Here is a 17,355-nt window from a genome sequence, read left to right as displayed (position 1 = left end):
CGCATCTGGACCCGGGCCAGATGCTTTATAAGTTCAGGCGTTCTTCGCCAGCCAGCGATCCAGCGCATTGGCGAACTCGCGGCGGTCAACGTCGGAGTAGCCCTTGGGCCCGCCGGTGTGCTCGCCGCTGGCGCGCAGGGTTTCCATAAAATCCCGCATCTGGACTCGCGCTTTTATATTGCTCTTGTCGAGCATCTCGCCGCGGCTGGTCATCACCGCCGCACCCTTGTCGATGGCCTCCATGGCCAGCGGCAGATCCGAGCTGATCAGCAGGTCGCCGGCCTCGAGCCGGGCGACGATCTCGTTGTCGGCGGCGTCGAAGCCGCTGGCCACCGCCAGCGACTTGACCCAGCGCGACGGCGGTAGCGGGATCTGGTGGTTGGCCACGAACCAGGTGGGGGTGGCGGTGCGCTCGGCGGCACGCACGATGATCTCGCGGGCGACCTTGGGGCAGGCGTCGGCATCGATCCACAGGCTAGGCATGCAGGGCTCCTGAACGGTGTCGGCGAGGGATCATAGCATGCGGTCGTGCCCGCCCCTTCAATCGATCAAGCCGTTGTCGTCATAGAAGGGGAACGGGCCCGGGTAGTCGTCGATGAATCCCTGGTGGGTCACCAGGCCAGCAGCGGGCGTCCAGTGGTGCAGCAGATAGCCCGGCGGCTCGAGATGAAAGCTCGGCGTGCCTGCGCCGTCTAACCTCAGGCTGACCTGGTGCGACACGCCTGGGCAGCTCATTGCCAGGGTGTTGGCGAAGCGTGCCTGGAGGCTGCGGTGCAGATGGCCGCACAGCACCCGCTCGACCTGGGGATGCTGGACAATGACCTCGGCCAGGGCGCTGGCATGGCGCAGCGGCTGGCGATCCATATGCGCGATGCCGCTGGCGAAGGGGTGATGGTGCAGCATGACCAGGGTCGGGCGGGTCGGTTGCTGGTGCAGGGTCTCATCGAGCCACTGCAGGCGCGCCGGGCACAGCAGACCGTGGGACGCCCCAGGCACGCTGGAGTCGAGGCCGATCAGCCGAACCGGGTAGTCGTCCACCGCCCACTGCACGAAGCGCGGATGCTGAAACAGGTGTGTGAGTGTCGGGAAGGCGGCGCGCAGGTTCTCCCGGTGGTCGTGGTTGCCCGGAATTAGGTAGATCGGCAGGCTCGAATCAGCGAGTATCTCGCGCAGCGTGGCGTACTCGTCGGGTCTGCCGAAATCCACCAGGTCGCCGCTGATCAGCAGCAGCTGCGGGCGTGGTATCAGCCGTTCGAGCTTGTCGATGGCCTGGCGCAACGCCCTGGCGGTATCGACCTGGCGATAGGAGAGGCGTCCCTCGGCCTTGATGTGAGGGTCGCTGATCTGGGCGATCAGGCACGGCTCAATCATGTGGCACCTCCTCGGCCCGGGCGGCGTCGGGGTGCTGCTCGGGATGAAACAGCACCTCGGGAGGGATCGCCAGGCCGATGGCCTCGCCGGCTCGCCATTGGTGGCGCGAGCCGGCATCCACCTGCAGTGGGGCGTCGCTGCCGGTATCCACCAGCAGGCGCTGGGATTGACCGAGGAAGACGCTCTCCATGACACGGCCGCGAATGGCCGCGGCGTCCAGCGCCACGATCTGGATGTCTTCGGGGCGGCAGTAGAGGGTGCGCTTGCCGCGCAGGTGCGGGCTGACCAACTCGCCGCCGTGGACTGCCAGCCGGCCCGCGGCGCCGGCGGCGAGTACCGGCAGGCGGTTGACGGCGCCAATGAAGTCGGCGACGAAGGTGCTGGCGGGGCGATGGTAGATCTCTTGCGGTGTACCGAGCTGGACGATACGCCCCTGGTGCATGACGGCGATACGATCGCCGAGCGCCATCGCCTCCGACTGGTCGTGGGTCACATAGACGGCAGTGATTCCCAGCTCTTTGAGCAACCTGGCGATCTCGATGCGTAGCCGATCGCGCAGCTTGGCGTCGAGGGCGGCTAGCGGTTCGTCGAACAGTAGTACCCGGGGTCGCACGGCGATGGCGCGGGCCAGCGCCACGCGCTGCTTCTGGCCACCGGAAAGCTCATCGATGCGGCGCTCACCGAAGCCGCCGAGGTCGGTCATGGCCATCACCTCGTCCACCCGCTGCTGGATCTCGGCTGCCGGCAGGCGCTGGATCCGCAGCCCGTAGGCGATGTTGGCGGCGACGTTCATATTGGGGAATAGGGCATAGCTCTGGAACACCATGCCCACCTTGCGCTTCTCGATGGGCAGCGGCGTGACGTCGCGCCCGTCGAAGCGCACGCGGCCGTTGGGGTCGGGGCGTTCCAGGCCGCTGATGAGGCGCAGGGTGGTGGTCTTGCCGCAGCCGGAGGGCCCCAGTAGCACCAGAGTCTCGCCGGCGGCGATATTCAGGTCGAGGGGGTGCAAGGCGGTGTGGCCACCGGCAAAGGTGCGACCGCACGCTTCCAGGTCGATGCTGATGGATGAGTTCATATCGGTCTCGCAGGATATCGGCAAAGGTTAGTGACGCTGGCCGGTGAGGCGCCCCAGCCACTGGATGGCGACCAGCAGCGGCACGATCATGACCAGGAAGATCAGGGTGTAGGCCGAGCCGATCTCCAGGCGCATGGAGGCGTAGCTGTCGGCCAGCCCCACCGGTAGCGTCTTGTTCAGCGGCGTGTGCAGCATCCAGGTGATGTTGAACTCGCCGATCGACAGGGTGACCACCATCAGGGCGCCGGCCAGAATGCCGCTCATGCAATTGGGTACCACCACCGTCAGGAAGCGTCGCCAGAAGCCGGCACCGAGGCTTGCCGCGGCCTCTTCGAGCAGCGCCAGGCGCGCGCTGCGCATCACGGCGAGGACCGGACGGATCATGAACGGCAGGGTGAACAGCACATGGCCGACCAGGATGAATAGCCAACTGTCGCGAAATTCGCGGTAGTGGCCATAGGCCAGCAGCAGCGCCAGGGCCGTGGCCAGGCCGGGCACGGCTACCGGCAGCAGCAGGGTCTCCTCGATGGCATTGGCCCAGCGGCGGCGGCTACGCAGCAGGCCGTAGGCGGCCGGCACGCCGAGCAGCACGGTGACCACAAGGCAGGCCAGCGCCAGCCGAATCGATAGCCAGATGGTGTCGGAATAGAGTGACCAGACCTCGTCGACCCAGCGCAGCGTCAAGCCGCTGCGGAGACCGACGAAGTAGTTTTCGGTGAGCCCGGCGAGCACCGACATCGCCACCGGCACGATCATGAACAGGCATACCAGCAGGGTGAAGCCCAGCTGCAGCAGAAAGCGTAGGCGTGACGTCATGCCGGTGCTCCCAGGCCGCCACCGGCCAGTTTTCGGGCCACGCTCAAGGCGATCCAGGTGATCACGCCGAGCACCACCGAGAGGGCGGCGGCCATGGAGAAATTGGCGTAGTTGGTGAATTCGCCATAGATATCGAGGGGCAGAATGCTCATGCGGGTCCCCAGGGTGAAGGCGGTGCCGAAGGCCCCCATGCTGGTGGCAAAGCAGATCGCCCCGGTGGAGAGCAGCGCCGGCGCGATGCCCGGCACGATCACGTCACGCGCGACCCGCCAGGTGCTGGCCCCCAGCGAGCGCGCCGCCTCCTCCAGGCTGCGGTCGAGGGTGTCGCAGGCCGCCATCACGGTGGTGATCACCCGGGGAATGGAAAAGTAGAGGTAGCCGACGAACAGCCCCATCAGCGAGTAGGCGAACATCCAGCGCTCGTCGAACAGCCACAGGCTCAACTGCGCCAGGGCGCCCTGGCGCCCGCCGAGCATGATCACCAGGAAACCGACCACGACTCCCGGGAAGGCCAACGGGAAGGTCAAGCTGGCGACCAGCAGCGACTTGCCGGCAAAGCGGTGGCGGGCAAGAAAGAAGCCGGCCAGGCCCGCGATGCCCACCGCCGCCAGCGATACCACCAGGGAGATGCCCAGCGTGGCGGCGAGGCTGGTCAGGTATTGCCGGTGGGTGAGGATGGCCAGGTAGGCGCTGACGCCACTGCCTCGGTCGACCTCGGCACCCATCAGTACCAGCCGGGCGAAAGGCAGCAGCCAGAAGGCACAGAACAGCGTCAAGGCCGGCACCAAGGCCAATATGGCCGGATGCCCCAGCCCCCTCAGGCCGGCGGTTGGCGCCGGCTTGCGCGATGAAGCGGCCCCCGCTTGGGGCCGCTGCTGTGATACCACCGACATGATCACCGCACCTCTGACAGGTAGCGGTCGGAGAACTGGCGCTGTGCCGCCGCCATGGCGTCGTAGTCCACGGTTTGGGCGCGTGCGTAGTCGCTGTCGGGCAGGAACACCTCGCGCGCCTGCTCGGAGATGGCACTGTCGCGTACCGGACGCAGGTAGGCATCGGCCCACACTGCCTGGCCCTGATCCGAGAGCACGAAGTCGAGCACCTCGCGCCCGTTGTCGGCGTGTGGGCCATCCTTCACCAGGCTCATCACATAGGGCACCACCACGCTGCCCTCCTCGGGAATGACGAACTCGACGTTGGCGCCATCGCCGTGTCGGGCACGATAGGCGTTGAAGTCGTAGTCGAGCAGGATCGGAATCTCGCCGGAGAGTACCCGGGCGTAGCTGGTTTGCTTGGGAACGATGGGGGCGTTGTCGGCCAGGGCGTTGAAGTAGTCGATGGCGGGTGAGAAGTCATCGAGATCGCCGCCCTTGGCCAGGTTCACCGCTACGGCACCGACATAGCCGACGAAGGCGCTGGCGGGATCGAGGTAGCCGACCATACCGCGGTACTCGGGCTTGAGCAGGTCGTCCCATGAGCTAGGCACCGGTGCGCCGTCCAGGGCGTCGACATTGACCATGAAGCCCAGGGTGCCGGAGTGAATGGCGAACCAGTGGCCGTCGGGATCCTTGAGCCCCTCAGGGATCTCGTCCCAGTGGGCCGGCTGATAGGGCGCGACGACGTCGGCCTCCATGGCCTGGATGCCGAAGGTCACGCCATAGTAGACGACATCCGCTACCGGGCTGTTCTGCTCGGCCACCAACTGCGCCAGCGACTGGCCGGAATTCTTGTTGTCCTGGGGTACGCGGATGCCGGTCTGCTGTTCGATCAGACGCAGCTGTGTGCCCCAATCGGCCCACTCCGGCGGACAGTTGTAGCAGATGGCAGTATCGCCGCTGGCCAGGGAGCTGGCGCCGAGCAGGGCGCTAGCCAGCAGGGTTTGACGAAGACGCGAAGCGCTCATGGTGTATTCCTCTGAGGTGAGCGAAGGGTGGGGGCTTGCCGGGACGTCGGAGGCGCTCCGACGCTTTCTCCCTCTCGCAGTGCGTGAGGGAGGAAGGGGAGAGGGGGCGACTGCCCCTGGATCATGGCCAGCAGGCTGGCAATCGCCGCGCGGCCGATCTCGATACGCGGCTGCTCCATGCTGCACAGCGAGGGGTAGAGGCGCCGCCCCAGGTCGATGCCATCGAAGCCCATCACCGAGAGGTCGTCTGGTACCGAGAACGTGGCCCGCTGCAGTTCGCCGATCAGGCTGATGGCCAGCAGGTCGTTGGTGCAGAGCACGGCGGTGAGGCGGTTGGGACCCGCCAGGGCCGGCGCCAGGCAGGCCAGTTCGGCCTGGGTGTGGCGCGGCATCTCGATCAATGGCTGCGGCGCGAGCCCATGCTCGCGCATGGCCTGGCGGTAGCCGGCATAGCGCAGGCGCGCGCGGTCCGACTGCAGCAGCGGGCCGGCGACCATACCGATATGGCGGTGGCCCAGTGCGATGAGGTGGCGGGTGGCCTCGGCCATGGCGGCACGGTTGTCGACGCCGATGGCGGGAAGGCCGCCGGGGTGGGGCGGGTTGTAGACCAGCAGGCAGGGTGTAGTCTCGCGCTGCAGCGTGGTCAGCACCGCACTGTCGCGGGCCACGGCGACGGTGAGCGCCAGGCCGTCGACGCGCTGGCTGAGCATCTCCTCGACGATCGCCTGCTCGCGGCTGGGGTCGTATCCGCTGGTGGTGACGATCAGTGAATAGCCGGCTTCACGGGCCGCCACTTCCATGGCGTGTAGCTGCTCGGCGAAGACCGGATTGTTAAGGCTGGGTACCATCACGCCGATCATCTTGGTGGCTCGGGCGCGTAGCTGGCGCGCCACCTTGTTGGGCCGAAAGGCGAGCTGGGTGGCCGCGTCCTCTACCTTGCGGCGGGTCGCGGGACTTACCCGCTCGGGAGTGGCGAAGGTGCGCGACGCCGTGGCGCGGGAAACGCCGGCCAACTTCGCCACGCTGAGTAGATCTGCCATGTCGCTGCCTCATGAACGCGTGATCGATGAGATCGATCTCATGGGGCGACTCTAGCGGCGAGATATGACCGACGCGTGTTGATTCGATGGCGGATCGAGGGCAGTTGGATGAAACCTCTATGAACGGCGAGGTGACGAGGTCAGGCGATGAGGGCAAGAGTGGCGGCCGCGAAAAGACTGGCCAGGGTCGGATGGCGATGTTAGCATGCGCGCTCCTCGCATGTGTTGACCCCACCATCGTAACGGTTCGTCGCTCATCGCTGCTTGATTGGATGATGCTGCACGACGCTTTGCAGGACGCCAGATGCGTCCGACTATGTAGATGGAGCGCCCAGGAACGCGGATTGTCTTCCGCGCGGCGCAAACGGTCGCCACAGCGGTTCGCCGAGGGTCTAGGTGAGCAGCTGCCCGCCATGGCCCGAGCCGGTTCGGCCCAGCCGAATCTTCGTACGCGAACCGGATGCCAGGTGCGACCGGTGTCCCAGACTCCGCCCGTGTTGCCCCAAGGGGCAGGCCAGTCCGTCCGTGACGGTTTGGCGTATTGATGGGATCAGGGACACCACCAAACTCTGTTGCCGGTAATGACCGGCCTACCAAGGTGTGATTGATGACCTCGACTTCTGTCGCTTCGCCGAGCTTCGGCGATCTTGCTCTGTTGCCTGCCGTTCTCTCCGCTGTGGAAACACTGGGCTACGAGACTCCTTCGCCGATCCAGCTGCAGACCATCCCTGCGCTGCTGGAAGGCCGTGACATGCTGGGCCAGGCCCAGACCGGTACCGGCAAGACCGCAGCCTTCGCGCTGCCGATCCTGTCGCGTATCGACCTCGACCGCCGCGAGCCCCAGGTGCTGGTGATGGCACCGACCCGTGAGCTGGCCCAGCAGGTCGCTGTGTCGTTCAGCAAATACGGCCAGAACCTCAAGGGCCTGGAAGTCGCCACCCTGTGCGGCGGCCAGGAATATCGCGAGCAGCTCGGCGCCCTCAAGCGCGGTGCTCAAGTCGTGGTCGGCACTCCCGGCCGCATCATCGACCACCTGGATCGCGGTAGCCTCAAGCTCGACGGCCTCTCCGCTCTGGTGCTCGACGAAGCCGACGAAATGCTGCGCATGGGCTTCATCGATGACGTCAAGCGCGTCGTCGCCGACACGCCCAAGGATGCCCAGCGGGTATTCTTCTCGGCCACGCTGCCGGCCGAGATCGAGCGCATCGTCAATCGCTACCTGGTCGACCCGGTCAAGGTCGCCATCGAGGCCAGCGCCGGTACGGCGGCCAGCATCGACCAGCGCATGGTGCGCGTCGACGGCGGCGCCAAGCTGGAAGCACTGGCGCGCATTCTCGAGGTCGAGCCGGTCGACGGTGCCATCGTCTTCGTGCGTACCCGTGCCGCCTGCACCACGCTGGTCGAGCAGCTCACCGCACGCGGCGTCAACGCCGCCGGCCTGTCGGGGGATCTCGACCAGAGCCTGCGCGAGCGCACTATCACGCGCCTCAAGCGCGGCAAGGTCGACGTGCTGATCGCCACCGATGTGGCCGCCCGCGGCCTCGACGTGCCGCGCATCACCCACGTCATCAACTACGACCTGCCGCAGGACAGCGAGGCCTACACCCACCGTATCGGGCGTACCGGTCGTGCCGGCCGGACCGGCATCGCCATCACCTTCGTCGGCTTCCGCGAGACCCGCAAGGTGCGCTGGATGGAGCAGGCCACCGGCCAGCACATGGCCGAGATGCCGCTGCCCGACGAAGCGACGATCCGCGCTCACCGCGACGAGGTGTTCTCCAAGCGCGTGCAGGGCATGATCACTGCGGGTGCCGACGAGCAGAAAGCGCTGATCGAGCGCCTGGTGGCCGAAGGTAACGATCCGATCGAGCTGGCCTGCGTGTTCGCCGCCATGGCGCGCGCTGACGAAGCACCGATCGGCCGTGTGCAGGCGCCGCGCGCCGAGCGTGCCAGCGATCGCGCCCCGCGTGACGGCAAGCCCAAGCGTCGCGACAGCGCCCCGCGTGAAGGCATGACCCGCTATCGCGTGTCAGTCGGTCACAAGGATGGCGTCAAGCCCGGCCAACTGGTCGGCGCGCTGGCCAACGAAGGCGGCATCGAGGGCGCCCGTATCGGCCGCATCGATATCCGCAACGCCTTCTCGGTGGTCGAGCTGCCAAGCTCGCTGCCGTCCAGCATCCTGGCCAAGATGGCTCGCGCCCGTGTCGCCGGTCGTCCGCTGGAGATCAGCGAAGACAGCGGCGCGCCGGAGCGCGCACCGCGTCGGCGCAGCGACGGCGACGCGCCGATTCGCCGCACCAGCGCCTGATACCACGACCGCCCTCGCGGCGGTCGGGTTCGGCAACGCAAGCAGGCCGGGGACATCGTCCCCGGCCTGCTTCGTTTATGAGTCCCTGCCTGCCGTTCAGCGCGCAGCGATGCGGGTGTGGGCGATCAACTCCCGCAGGGTCGTCATCAGGGCGCTGGCCCCGGGTGACAAACGCCGCTGGCGCAGGCTCACCAGCCCATAGGGCTGAACGCTGAGGTGCTCGCTGAAGGGCAGCACGCGGAAACGCGGTGGGGCGCACAGCAGCTCGGCGACTTCGCGGGTGGTCACGGTGATGGTGTCCGACTTGTCGACCAAGGCCAGCGAGACCAGCACATCGGTGGTGTCGACGATCTGGCGCGGTGGCGCGACGCCATGGTGCAGGAACAGGCTGTCGACCCGCTGGCGCATCAGGCCACCGACCGGCTGCAACGACCAGGGGTAAGCGGCCATGGCGTTTAGCGTCAGCGGTGTCTGTCCGGTCAACGGGTGGCCCTGGCGACACACGAAGCACAGGTCCTCCTCGCCGATCTCCTCGAACACGAAATGCTCCGCCTGAAACCCTGCCGGAATACGCGTGATGGCGAAGTCCAGCTCGCCTTCCAGCAAGCGCGGCACCAGGGCCTTGCTGACGTCTACCTCGACACCGATCTTGAGCGCCGGCAGGTCGCGGTGAACGCGCTCGATGGCGCTGGTCAGTAGCGTCACGGCCGGCGCCATCACCGTGCCAATCGTCACCGTACCGGCGTTGCCGATGCGCAGCGCATTCATCTCCTCGCCGGTGTGGCGCAGCTCCGACAGCATGTTGCGGGCATGGCGCACCATGACCTCGCCGTACCAATTGGGCGTTAGTCCACGGGCATGGCGCTCGAAGAGACGTACCTCCAGCCGGATCTCCAGGTCGGTGAGCAATTTCGATGCTGCCGGTTGGCTCATGCCCAGGCGGACGGCGGCCCGGTGCAGGTTGCGCTCCTCGTCAAGGGCCAAGAACAGCTGCAGATGACGCAACTTTAGTCGTGTGTTGAGAAACCACTCCTCGTCAAGCATGCCCATGGGCTCGGCCTCTATCGTTTTATGATAACCATATTAATATCAGAAACTGATGTTTTGTGTATTTGATGGTTATCAATCGGCTATCTAGGTTGAAGTCGTCCATCACGAGGCACGCTCGCTGATCGACAACAACAAGACTCTTGCGGAGAGCATAGGAGAGGGACATGCCAATCAACACAACACTCACCCGTCTGGCACTTGGTAGTGCTGTCATGCTGACAGCGATGGGCAGCGCCCAGGCGCAGGATGACGATGTCAAAATTGGCTTCATCGTCAAGCAGCCTGAACAGGCCTGGTTCATCAATGAGCAGCGGGCCGCCACCGAACGCGGTGAGGAGCTCGGCTTCAGCGTCGTACGCCTAGGCGGCAGGGATGGGCAAGAGGTGCTAAGTGCCATCGACAACCTCTACTCCCAGGGCGCCCAGGGCTTCGTCATCTGCCCACCGGACGTACGGCTGGGGCCGGCGATCATGAATCGTGCCAATCAGTACGACATGAAGGTGATCACGGTGGATGATCAGTTCGTCGACTCGAGTGGTGAGCCGCTGGAAGGAGTCCCCCACCTGGGGATGTCGGGTACCAAGATCGGCCTACAGGTCGGTGAGGCGATCGCCGCCGAGATGGAGGCGCGTGGCTGGGACCCCCAGGAGGTCGGCGCCCTGCGCATCACCAACAATGAGTTGCCCACGGCGGTGGAACGCACCGATGGCGCCACCCAGGCGTTACTGGAGTGGGGCTTCCCCGAGGACAATATCTTCGATGCACCCCAGCAGAGCACCGATACCAGCGGTGCCTTCTCGGCTGCCTCGCCGGTGCTCTCCCAGCGCGGTGATTTCGAGCACTGGATCATCTATGCGCTCAACGAGGAGAGTGTCCTCGGTGGGGTGCGTGCCACCGAGCAGTACGGCCTGGCCGCCGACAACGTGATCGGGGTCGGCATCAACGGCTCGGGGGCAGCCTTCGCCGAATTCTCTCGCGACAATCCCACCGGCTTCCACGGCACCGTGGCGGTCAGCTCCACCATGCACGGTCGCCAGACCGCAGAAGACCTCTACCACTGGATCACCGAGGGCGAGGAGCCGCCGGCCAACACCGAAACCTCCGGCACCCTGATGACCCGCGACAACTGGCAGGACGTACGCCAGGAGCTCGGTCTTTGACGTCACCCCGGGCCGCATGGCCCGGGATACGTACCCTGTGGAGAGCACGCCTATGTCTGCCCCCTTTCTTCGCTTCGACACCATCAGCGTCGTGTTTCCCGGTGTGCGTGCACTGGATGGCGTCAGCTTCGCCGCCCATGCCGGCCAGGTGCACGCCTTGATGGGCGAGAATGGCGCCGGAAAGTCGACGCTACTCAAGGTCCTCAGTGGCATCAACCGGGTGGCCGAGGGCGCCCTGTGGATCGATGGCCAGCGCCATGTCTTCGCCAACGCCCGCGAGGCGCTGGCTCAGGGGATTGCCATTATCTATCAGGAGCTGACGCTGTCGCCGAACATGACGGTGGCCGAGAACCTGCTGCTGGGTCAGCTCCCCACCCGCAATGGCTTCATCAAGCGCCGCCAGCTGCGTGAGCGAGCGCTGGCGATCCTTGCCGATCTCGGCGAGGGCGATATTCATCCCTCGACCAAGGTTCGCGATCTGTCGATTGGCCAGCAGCAGATGATCGAGATCGGCCGTGCCTTGCTACGTGATGCCCGGATCATCGCCTTCGACGAGCCCACCAGCAGCCTGTCGGTGCAGGAGACGCGACAGCTCAAGCGCATCGTCAAGCGGCTGCGCGACGAGGGGCGGGTGGTGCTCTACGTTACCCATCGCATGGAGGAGGTGTTCGAGATGTGCGATGCGGTGACCATCTTCCGCGACGGCCAGCACATCCGTACCCACGAGGACATGACCCGCCTCGACCACGACACCCTGGTCAGCGAGATGGTCGGGCGCGATATCGAGGATGTCTATGGTTATCGGTCCCGCGAGCAGGGCGAGGTGGTGCTGGAGGTAGATGCCATCGAAGGTCGCGGCCTCAAGGCGCCGGTAAGCTTCGCAGTCAAGCGCGGCGAAGTGTTTGGGCTTTTCGGCCTGGTCGGGGCCGGGCGCAGTGAATTGCTGCGATTGGTATGCGGCGTCGAGGTGCCGAAAGCCGGGGTGGTGCGCTTCAACGGTGAAGCGCGACGTTTCAAGAGCCCCGGCGAGGCGATTCGCTCAGGTATCGCCATGTGCCCGGAGGATCGCAAGTCCCAGGGCATCTTCCCCATCGCCAGCGTGGCCGACAACCTGAATATCAGCTGTCGTCGCTTCTTCACGCGCTGGGGGGCGTTTCGCCATCCGCGACGCGAGCGCGCCAATGCCGAAGAGTACATTCGCCGGCTGAGCGTCAAGACGCCCGGCCCACGCACGGCCATCGGCACCCTGTCGGGGGGCAACCAGCAGAAAGTCATCCTGGCCCGTTGGCTGGCCGAAGAGATCGACCTATTCGTGATGGATGAACCGACCCGCGGCATCGACGTGGGTGCCCGGCGGGACATCTACACCCTGCTCTATGACCTGGCCGAACAGGGCAAGAGCGTGGTGGTGATCTCCAGTGATCTGGCCGAGGTCAGCTCGATCTGCGACCGCATCGCGGTGATGCGCGATGGCGTACTGGTCGAGGTGGTGGCCCGGGATGAGGCTACGCCCGAACGCCTTCTGGGGTTGGCGCTGCCAGCCTGATCCGTAACTCTTTTCAGGAATCGACGTTATGACAACCAACAAACTGGGGCAAGCCGCTGGCGAGTCTCTGCCGGAGCGCCCGGCAGGGCGTCGGGGGTTGATCAAGCCGTTGCGTACGCTGCTCGATACGTCGGGTCTGATCGCCATTTTTCTGCTGCTGTTCGTGGCCCTGGCGGTGTTCATCCCCGACTTTCTCACCGGCCGCAACATGGTCGGACTGCTGCTCTCGATCACCCTAATCGGCAGCCTGGCCACCACCATGATGCTGGTATTGGCGCTGGGCGAGGTCGATCTGTCGGTGGCCTCCACGGTGGCCTTCGCCGGAGTAGTGGCGGCGGTCGTCACCTCAACGTCCGGCAGCGTGTTCATCGGCGTGCTGGGCGGTATTGCCGCTGGCGCCGCGGTAGGGGTATTCAACGGCCTGGTGATCGCCAAGTTTGGCATCAACTCGCTGATCGCCACCCTGGCGGCGATGGAGTTCGTGCGTGGCCTGGCCTATATCACCTCCGGCGGTGACGCGGTGATGATCACCGTGCCGGGGTTCTTCGATCTGGGTAGCGCCGCCTTTCTCGGTCTGACGCTGCCAGTCTGGACCATGCTCGCCTGCTTCGTGATCTTTGGCGTGGTGCTCAATATGACCGCCTTTGGGCGCAATGTGCTGGCCACCGGTGGCAACTCGGAAGCGGCGGCCCTGGCCGGGGTCAATGTGCGCAGGCTCAAGATCATCGTGTTCGGCCTGCAGGGCGTAGTGGCCGGCATCGTCGGCGTGCTGCTGGCCTCGCGCATGGGGCTGGGCGACCCCAATACCTCCATGGGCCTGGAGCTGGCGGTGATCTCGGCCTGCGTGCTGGGTGGGGTGGCGCTGTCCGGCGGCGTCGCCACCATCACCGGCGTGGTGGTCGGGGTGCTGATCATGGGCTGCGTACAGAACGCCATGGGGTTGCTCAATGTGCCGACCTTCTACCAGTACCTGGTGCGTGGCGCCATCCTGTTGCTGGCGGTGATGTTCGACCGCTGGAAGCAGACCCGCCGCCAGCGTGCCTGACCCCCCATTACCGGAGACTTTCCCATGACCGATCGCCAGCGCCGCCTGCGTAGTGCCGAGTGGTTCGGCAGTGCCGACAAGAATGGCTTCATGTACCGCAGCTGGATGAAGAACCAGGGCATCCCCGACCACGAGTTCCAGGGCAAGCCGATCATCGGCATCTGCAACACCTGGTCGGAGCTGACGCCCTGCAACGCCCACTTCCGCAAGCTTGCCGAGCACGTCAAGCAGGGGGTGCTGGAGGCCGGCGGCTATCCGGTGGAGTTCCCGGTGTTCTCCAATGGCGAGTCCAACCTGCGGCCCACGGCGATGTTCACCCGCAACCTGGCGAGCATGGATGTCGAGGAGGCGATCCGCGGCAATCCGCTCGACGCCGTGGTGCTGCTGGTGGGCTGCGACAAGACCACCCCAGCGCTGCTGATGGGCGCGGCCAGCTGCGACATCCCAACCATCGTGGTCAGTGGCGGGCCGATGCTCAACGGCAAGCACAAGGGCAAGGACATCGGCTCCGGTACCGTGGTCTGGCAGCTCTCCGAGCAGGTCAAGGCCGGGACCATCTCGCTGCACGACTTCATGGCCGCCGAGGCCGGCATGTCGCGCTCGGCGGGCACCTGCAACACCATGGGCACCGCCTCGACCATGGCCTGCATGGCCGAGGCGCTGGGCACCTCGCTGCCGCATAATGCGGCGATTCCCGCGGTGGACTCGCGGCGCTACGTGCTGGCGCACCTGTCCGGCAATCGCATCGTCGAGATGGTCGACGAAGGCCTCACGCTATCGAAGCTCCTGACCCGTGACGCGTTCGAGAACGCCATTCGCACCAACGCCGCCATCGGCGGCTCGACCAACGCAGTAATCCACTTGAAGGCGATCGCCGGGCGTATCGGCGTCGACCTGGCGCTGGACGACTGGACGCGCATCGGCCGCGGCACGCCGACCATCGTCGACCTGCAGCCCTCGGGGCGCTTCCTGATGGAAGAGTTCTACTACGCCGGCGGCCTGCCGGCGGTACTCAAGCGCCTCGGCGAGGCCGACCGGCTGCCCCACAAGGACGCCCTGACCGCCAACGGCAAGACCCTGTGGGAGAACGTCGAGGACGCGCCGCTCTACAACGACGAGGTGATTCGGCCGCTCGACAAGCCCCTGCGCGAGGACGGGGGCATGTGCGTGCTGCGCGGCAACCTGGCGCCCAACGGGGCGGTGCTCAAGCCTTCGGCCGCCAGCCCAGAGCTGATGACTCATCGCGGCCGGGCGGTGGTATTCGAAGACTTCGACGATTACAAGGCACGCATCAATGCGCCCGACCTGGCGGTCGACGCCGACAGCGTGCTGGTGATGAAGAACTGCGGCCCACGTGGCTATCACGGCATGGCGGAAGTCGGCAACATGGGGCTGCCGGCCAAGCTGCTCGAGCAGGGTGTCACCGACATGGTGCGGATATCGGATGCGCGCATGAGTGGCACCGCCTACGGCACCGTGGTGCTGCACGTGGCGCCCGAATCGGCCGCAGGCGGCCCGCTGGCGGCGGTGCGTGACGGCGACTGGATCGAGCTCGACTGCGATGCCGGCAAACTGCACTTGGACATCGACGACGCCGAGCTCGAGGCGCGCCTGGCGCAAAGCGACCCCACCGCGGCCTCGCGACGGATCGCCAGCGACGGCGGCTATCGCCAGCTGTACATCGAGCATGTGCTGCAGGCCGACGAGGGCTGCGACTTCGACTTCCTGGTCGGCTGTCGCGGCGCTGAGGTGCCGCGGCACTCGCATTGATGGCATCGACATGGGGAGTGACCGCCATGGTTGAGGCCACTGCTATCGAGTGTGTCTGGAAGGGGCGGGCGCTGCTGGGCGCGGCCCCGCTGTGGTGCCCCGACCGTGGCGACGCCGGACAACTGCTGTTCGTGGATACGCTTGCTTCGCGACGCTACGCCCATGATCTGGCGAGCGGCAAGACTTACAGCTGGGCGCTGGATGAGGCGTGCTGCCGATTGGCGCGCGTCGCCAGCGGGGCGGCGCGCAGTCCCGATGGTGCCACGCTCTACCGTAGCGATACCTCGGCTGGCGTGATCCATGCCTTCGATCTCGATGTGCAGGGCAATGTCGCCCGCAAGCGCGAGCATATCCGCTTCCCGTCTACCCAAGGCTACCCCGATGGCATGGCCTGCGATCGTGAGGGAGGACTGTGGGTGGCGCACTGGGAGGGCGGGCGCATTAGCCGTTTCCTGCCCGATGGACGGCTCGACGAGACGCTGACGCTGCCCGCCTCACGGGTTACCGCCTGCGCCTTCGGTGGTGCCGGGCTGGACCTGCTATTCATCACCACCGCCGCTTCGCAGCGCAGTGATGAGGCGGCGGCCGGGGGGCTCTTCTGCTGCCGGCCGGGTGTCACGGGCCTCAGCGTCGCCGAATACGCCAGCGATGCCATACTTCCCGACGCGATATAAACTACAAGGGGCATGGCGCTCTCACGCCATGCCCCTTTCTATTGGCTCCCTTTTTCGATATCAGCCCTTGGCTATCGGCCGACTGCTGTCATCCCTCGCGCTTGCCATCCACCAGCCGGCTCACGCCCAGCGGGTTGTCGTCCTGGAGCGCCTCGGGCAGCAGGCCCGCCGGCAGTGCCTGGTAACACACCGGGCGCAGGAAGCGCTGGATGGCGGCACTGCCCACCGAGGTGGTGCGGCTGTCGGATGTCGCCGGGTAGGGGCCGCCGTGGACCATGGCGTGGCATACCTCGACCCCGGTGGGCCAGCCGTTGGCGAGGATCCGCCCGGCCTTGCGCTCCAGCGTCGGCAGTAGCGCCTTGGCCGCGTCCAGGTCGCCGTCGTCCATCTGCAGGGTGACGGTAAGCTGGCCTTCCAGCCCCTTGGCCACGCGCTGCATCTCGGCCAGGTCGGCGCACTCGATCACCAGCGAGGTGGCACCGAAGACTTCGGCCTGCAGCGCCTCATCGGTGAGGAAGTCCGCCGCACTGGCGACGAACAACCCGGTCTGGCACTGGTACGGGCCTTCACCGCTCTGGCCGCGGGCGATCTCGCGGACCTTGGGATGGCTTGCCAAGGCACCCAGGCCGTCGGCATAGGCGCCGTGGATGCCGGGGGTGAGCATGGTCTGGGCAGCGCTGGCGGTGACCGCCTCGCCGGCTGCCTTGACGAAGGCGTCCAGCGCCTCGCCCTTGATACCCAGCACCAGGCCGGGGTTGGTGCAGAACTGGCCGGCGCCCATGTTCAAGGACCCCACGAAGCCTTCGGCGATCTTGTCAGCGCGGGCCTTGAGCGCTTCCGGCAGCAGGAACACCGGGTTGATCGAGCTCATCTCGGCGTAGACCGGGATCGGCTGCGAGCGGGCCTGGGCGGTCTTCATCAGGGCGGTACCGCCGCTGCGCGAGCCGGTAAAGCCCACCGCCTGGATGCGTGGGTCGCTGACCAGCGCCTGGCCGATCTCGTTGCCGGCACCGAACAGCAGCGAGAAGGTGCCCTCGGGCAGGTTGCACTTGGCCACGGCGCGCTGGACGGCGCGACCTACCAGCTCGGAGGTGCCGGGGTGGGCGGAGTGACCCTTGACCACCACCGGGCAGCCGGCGGCCAGGCTTGATGCGGTATCGCCGCCGGCCACCGAGAACGCCAGCGGGAAGTTGCTAGCACCGAACACGGCGACCGGGCCCAGGGCGATATGCCGCTGGCGCAGGTCGACGCGAGGCATGGGTTGGCGCTCGGGCAGCGCCGGGTCGTGGCGCACATCGAGCCACTCGCCGGCGCATACCACCGCGGCGAACAGGCGCAGCTGGCCGCAGGTGCGGCCGCGCTCGCCCTCGAGGCGCGCCTGGGGCAGGCCGGTCTCGGCCATGCCGCGCTGGGTCAGCTCATCGCCGATGGCCTCGATCTCGCTGGCAATGGTCTCGAGAAAGGTCGCGCGCTCCTCGAGCGTGGTCTCGCGGTAGGCGTCGAAGGCCGCCTCGGCGAGTTCACAGGCGCGCTCGACCTCGGCCTGGCTGCCGCCACGGTAGACCGGCTCGAGGGCCTCGCCGGTGGCGGGATTGGT

The 17,355-nt window shown here is 66.4% G+C and carries 15 protein-coding genes; 6 read left to right on the top strand and 9 right to left on the bottom strand.

Translation table 11 applies throughout. The annotated features are described in order from the left end of the window. Positions 1 to 33 precede the first annotated feature (33 nt). From CK498_RS21840 to CK498_RS21810, 7 genes are read right to left on the bottom strand one after another with little or no spacing between them, the layout of a single operon-like run. Positions 34 to 483, bottom strand: coding sequence for a YaiI/YqxD family protein (locus CK498_RS21840; protein ID WP_095622980.1), 450 nt, complete (start codon positions 481 to 483; stop codon positions 34 to 36). Positions 484 to 540: 57 nt separating this feature from the next. Continuing rightward, positions 541 to 1,371, bottom strand: coding sequence for a phosphodiesterase (locus CK498_RS21835; RefSeq protein WP_095622979.1), 831 nt, complete (start codon positions 1,369 to 1,371; stop codon positions 541 to 543). Further along, positions 1,364 to 2,446: an ABC transporter ATP-binding protein gene (locus CK498_RS21830; protein ID WP_095622978.1), complete on the bottom strand. Its 1,083-nt coding sequence runs from the start codon at positions 2,444 to 2,446 to the stop codon at positions 1,364 to 1,366. The genes CK498_RS21835 and CK498_RS21830 overlap by 8 nt, the downstream gene beginning before the upstream one ends. Before the next feature lie 27 nt (positions 2,447 to 2,473). Continuing rightward, a complete protein-coding gene (locus CK498_RS21825) occupies positions 2,474 to 3,262 on the bottom strand; it encodes an ABC transporter permease (protein WP_095622977.1) in 789 nt (262 codons plus the stop codon). After that, positions 3,259 to 4,155 carry an ABC transporter permease gene (locus CK498_RS21820; RefSeq protein WP_095622976.1) on the bottom strand — a complete coding sequence of 299 codons (897 nt, stop codon included), beginning with the start codon at positions 4,153 to 4,155 and terminating at the stop codon, positions 3,259 to 3,261. Before CK498_RS21820 ends, CK498_RS21825 begins: the two co-directional genes overlap by 4 nt. 2 nt (positions 4,156 to 4,157) lie before the next feature. Beyond that, positions 4,158 to 5,165: an ABC transporter substrate-binding protein gene (locus CK498_RS21815; RefSeq protein WP_095622975.1), complete on the bottom strand. Its 1,008-nt coding sequence runs from the start codon at positions 5,163 to 5,165 to the stop codon at positions 4,158 to 4,160. After that, entirely contained in the window at positions 5,162 to 6,205 is a 1,044-nt protein-coding gene (locus CK498_RS21810; RefSeq protein ID WP_095622974.1) for a LacI family DNA-binding transcriptional regulator, read from the bottom strand. Before CK498_RS21810 ends, CK498_RS21815 begins: the two co-directional genes overlap by 4 nt. A gap of 607 nt (positions 6,206 to 6,812) precedes the next feature. On the opposite strand from CK498_RS21810, the gene CK498_RS21805 reads away from it, so the two are divergent. Then, complete coding sequence (locus CK498_RS21805) at positions 6,813 to 8,513, top strand: DEAD/DEAH box helicase (RefSeq protein WP_095622973.1); 1,701 nt, start codon at positions 6,813 to 6,815, stop codon at positions 8,511 to 8,513. Between the two features lie 96 nt (positions 8,514 to 8,609). Here CK498_RS21805 and CK498_RS21800 read toward each other — a convergent pair whose 3' ends face one another. Beyond that, on the bottom strand, positions 8,610 to 9,563 hold the full coding sequence (locus tag CK498_RS21800; RefSeq protein WP_095622972.1) for a LysR substrate-binding domain-containing protein: 954 nt from the start codon (positions 9,561 to 9,563) through the stop codon (positions 8,610 to 8,612). Between the two features lie 164 nt (positions 9,564 to 9,727). Here CK498_RS21800 and CK498_RS21795 point away from each other — a divergent pair, with 164 nt between their 5' ends. Genes CK498_RS21795 through CK498_RS21775 form a run of 5 tightly spaced genes read left to right on the top strand, consistent with a single transcriptional unit; the run spans position 9,728 to position 15,758 of the window. Next, positions 9,728 to 10,723 (top strand): arabinose ABC transporter substrate-binding protein, encoded by a 996-nt coding sequence (locus CK498_RS21795; RefSeq protein ID WP_095622971.1) that lies wholly within the window; start codon positions 9,728 to 9,730, stop codon positions 10,721 to 10,723. A gap of 52 nt (positions 10,724 to 10,775) precedes the next feature. After that, entirely contained in the window at positions 10,776 to 12,269 is a 1,494-nt protein-coding gene (gene araG, locus CK498_RS21790; RefSeq protein ID WP_095622970.1) for an L-arabinose ABC transporter ATP-binding protein AraG, read from the top strand. Positions 12,270 to 12,297: 28 nt separating this feature from the next. Beyond that, positions 12,298 to 13,314 (top strand): L-arabinose ABC transporter permease AraH, encoded by a 1,017-nt coding sequence (araH, locus tag CK498_RS21785; RefSeq protein ID WP_095622969.1) that lies wholly within the window; start codon positions 12,298 to 12,300, stop codon positions 13,312 to 13,314. A 24-nt stretch (positions 13,315 to 13,338) separates the two neighbouring features. Then, positions 13,339 to 15,084 carry an IlvD/Edd family dehydratase gene (locus tag CK498_RS21780; RefSeq protein ID WP_095622968.1) on the top strand — a complete coding sequence of 582 codons (1,746 nt, stop codon included), beginning with the start codon at positions 13,339 to 13,341 and terminating at the stop codon, positions 15,082 to 15,084. A gap of 26 nt (positions 15,085 to 15,110) precedes the next feature. Further along, positions 15,111 to 15,758: an SMP-30/gluconolactonase/LRE family protein gene (locus CK498_RS21775; protein ID WP_095622967.1), complete on the top strand. Its 648-nt coding sequence runs from the start codon at positions 15,111 to 15,113 to the stop codon at positions 15,756 to 15,758. A gap of 88 nt (positions 15,759 to 15,846) precedes the next feature. Here the strand turns inward: CK498_RS21775 and CK498_RS21770 are convergent. Continuing rightward, positions 15,847 to 17,355 (bottom strand): aldehyde dehydrogenase (NADP(+)) (locus CK498_RS21770; protein WP_095623095.1); only part of this gene is annotated, 1,509 nt, incomplete at its 5' end.

This window comes from Halomonas salipaludis (assembly GCF_002286975.1).
GTDB classification, from domain to species: Bacteria; Pseudomonadota; Gammaproteobacteria; order Pseudomonadales; family Halomonadaceae; genus Franzmannia; species Franzmannia salipaludis.
This window is presented reverse-complemented; position numbering and strand designations above follow the sequence as displayed.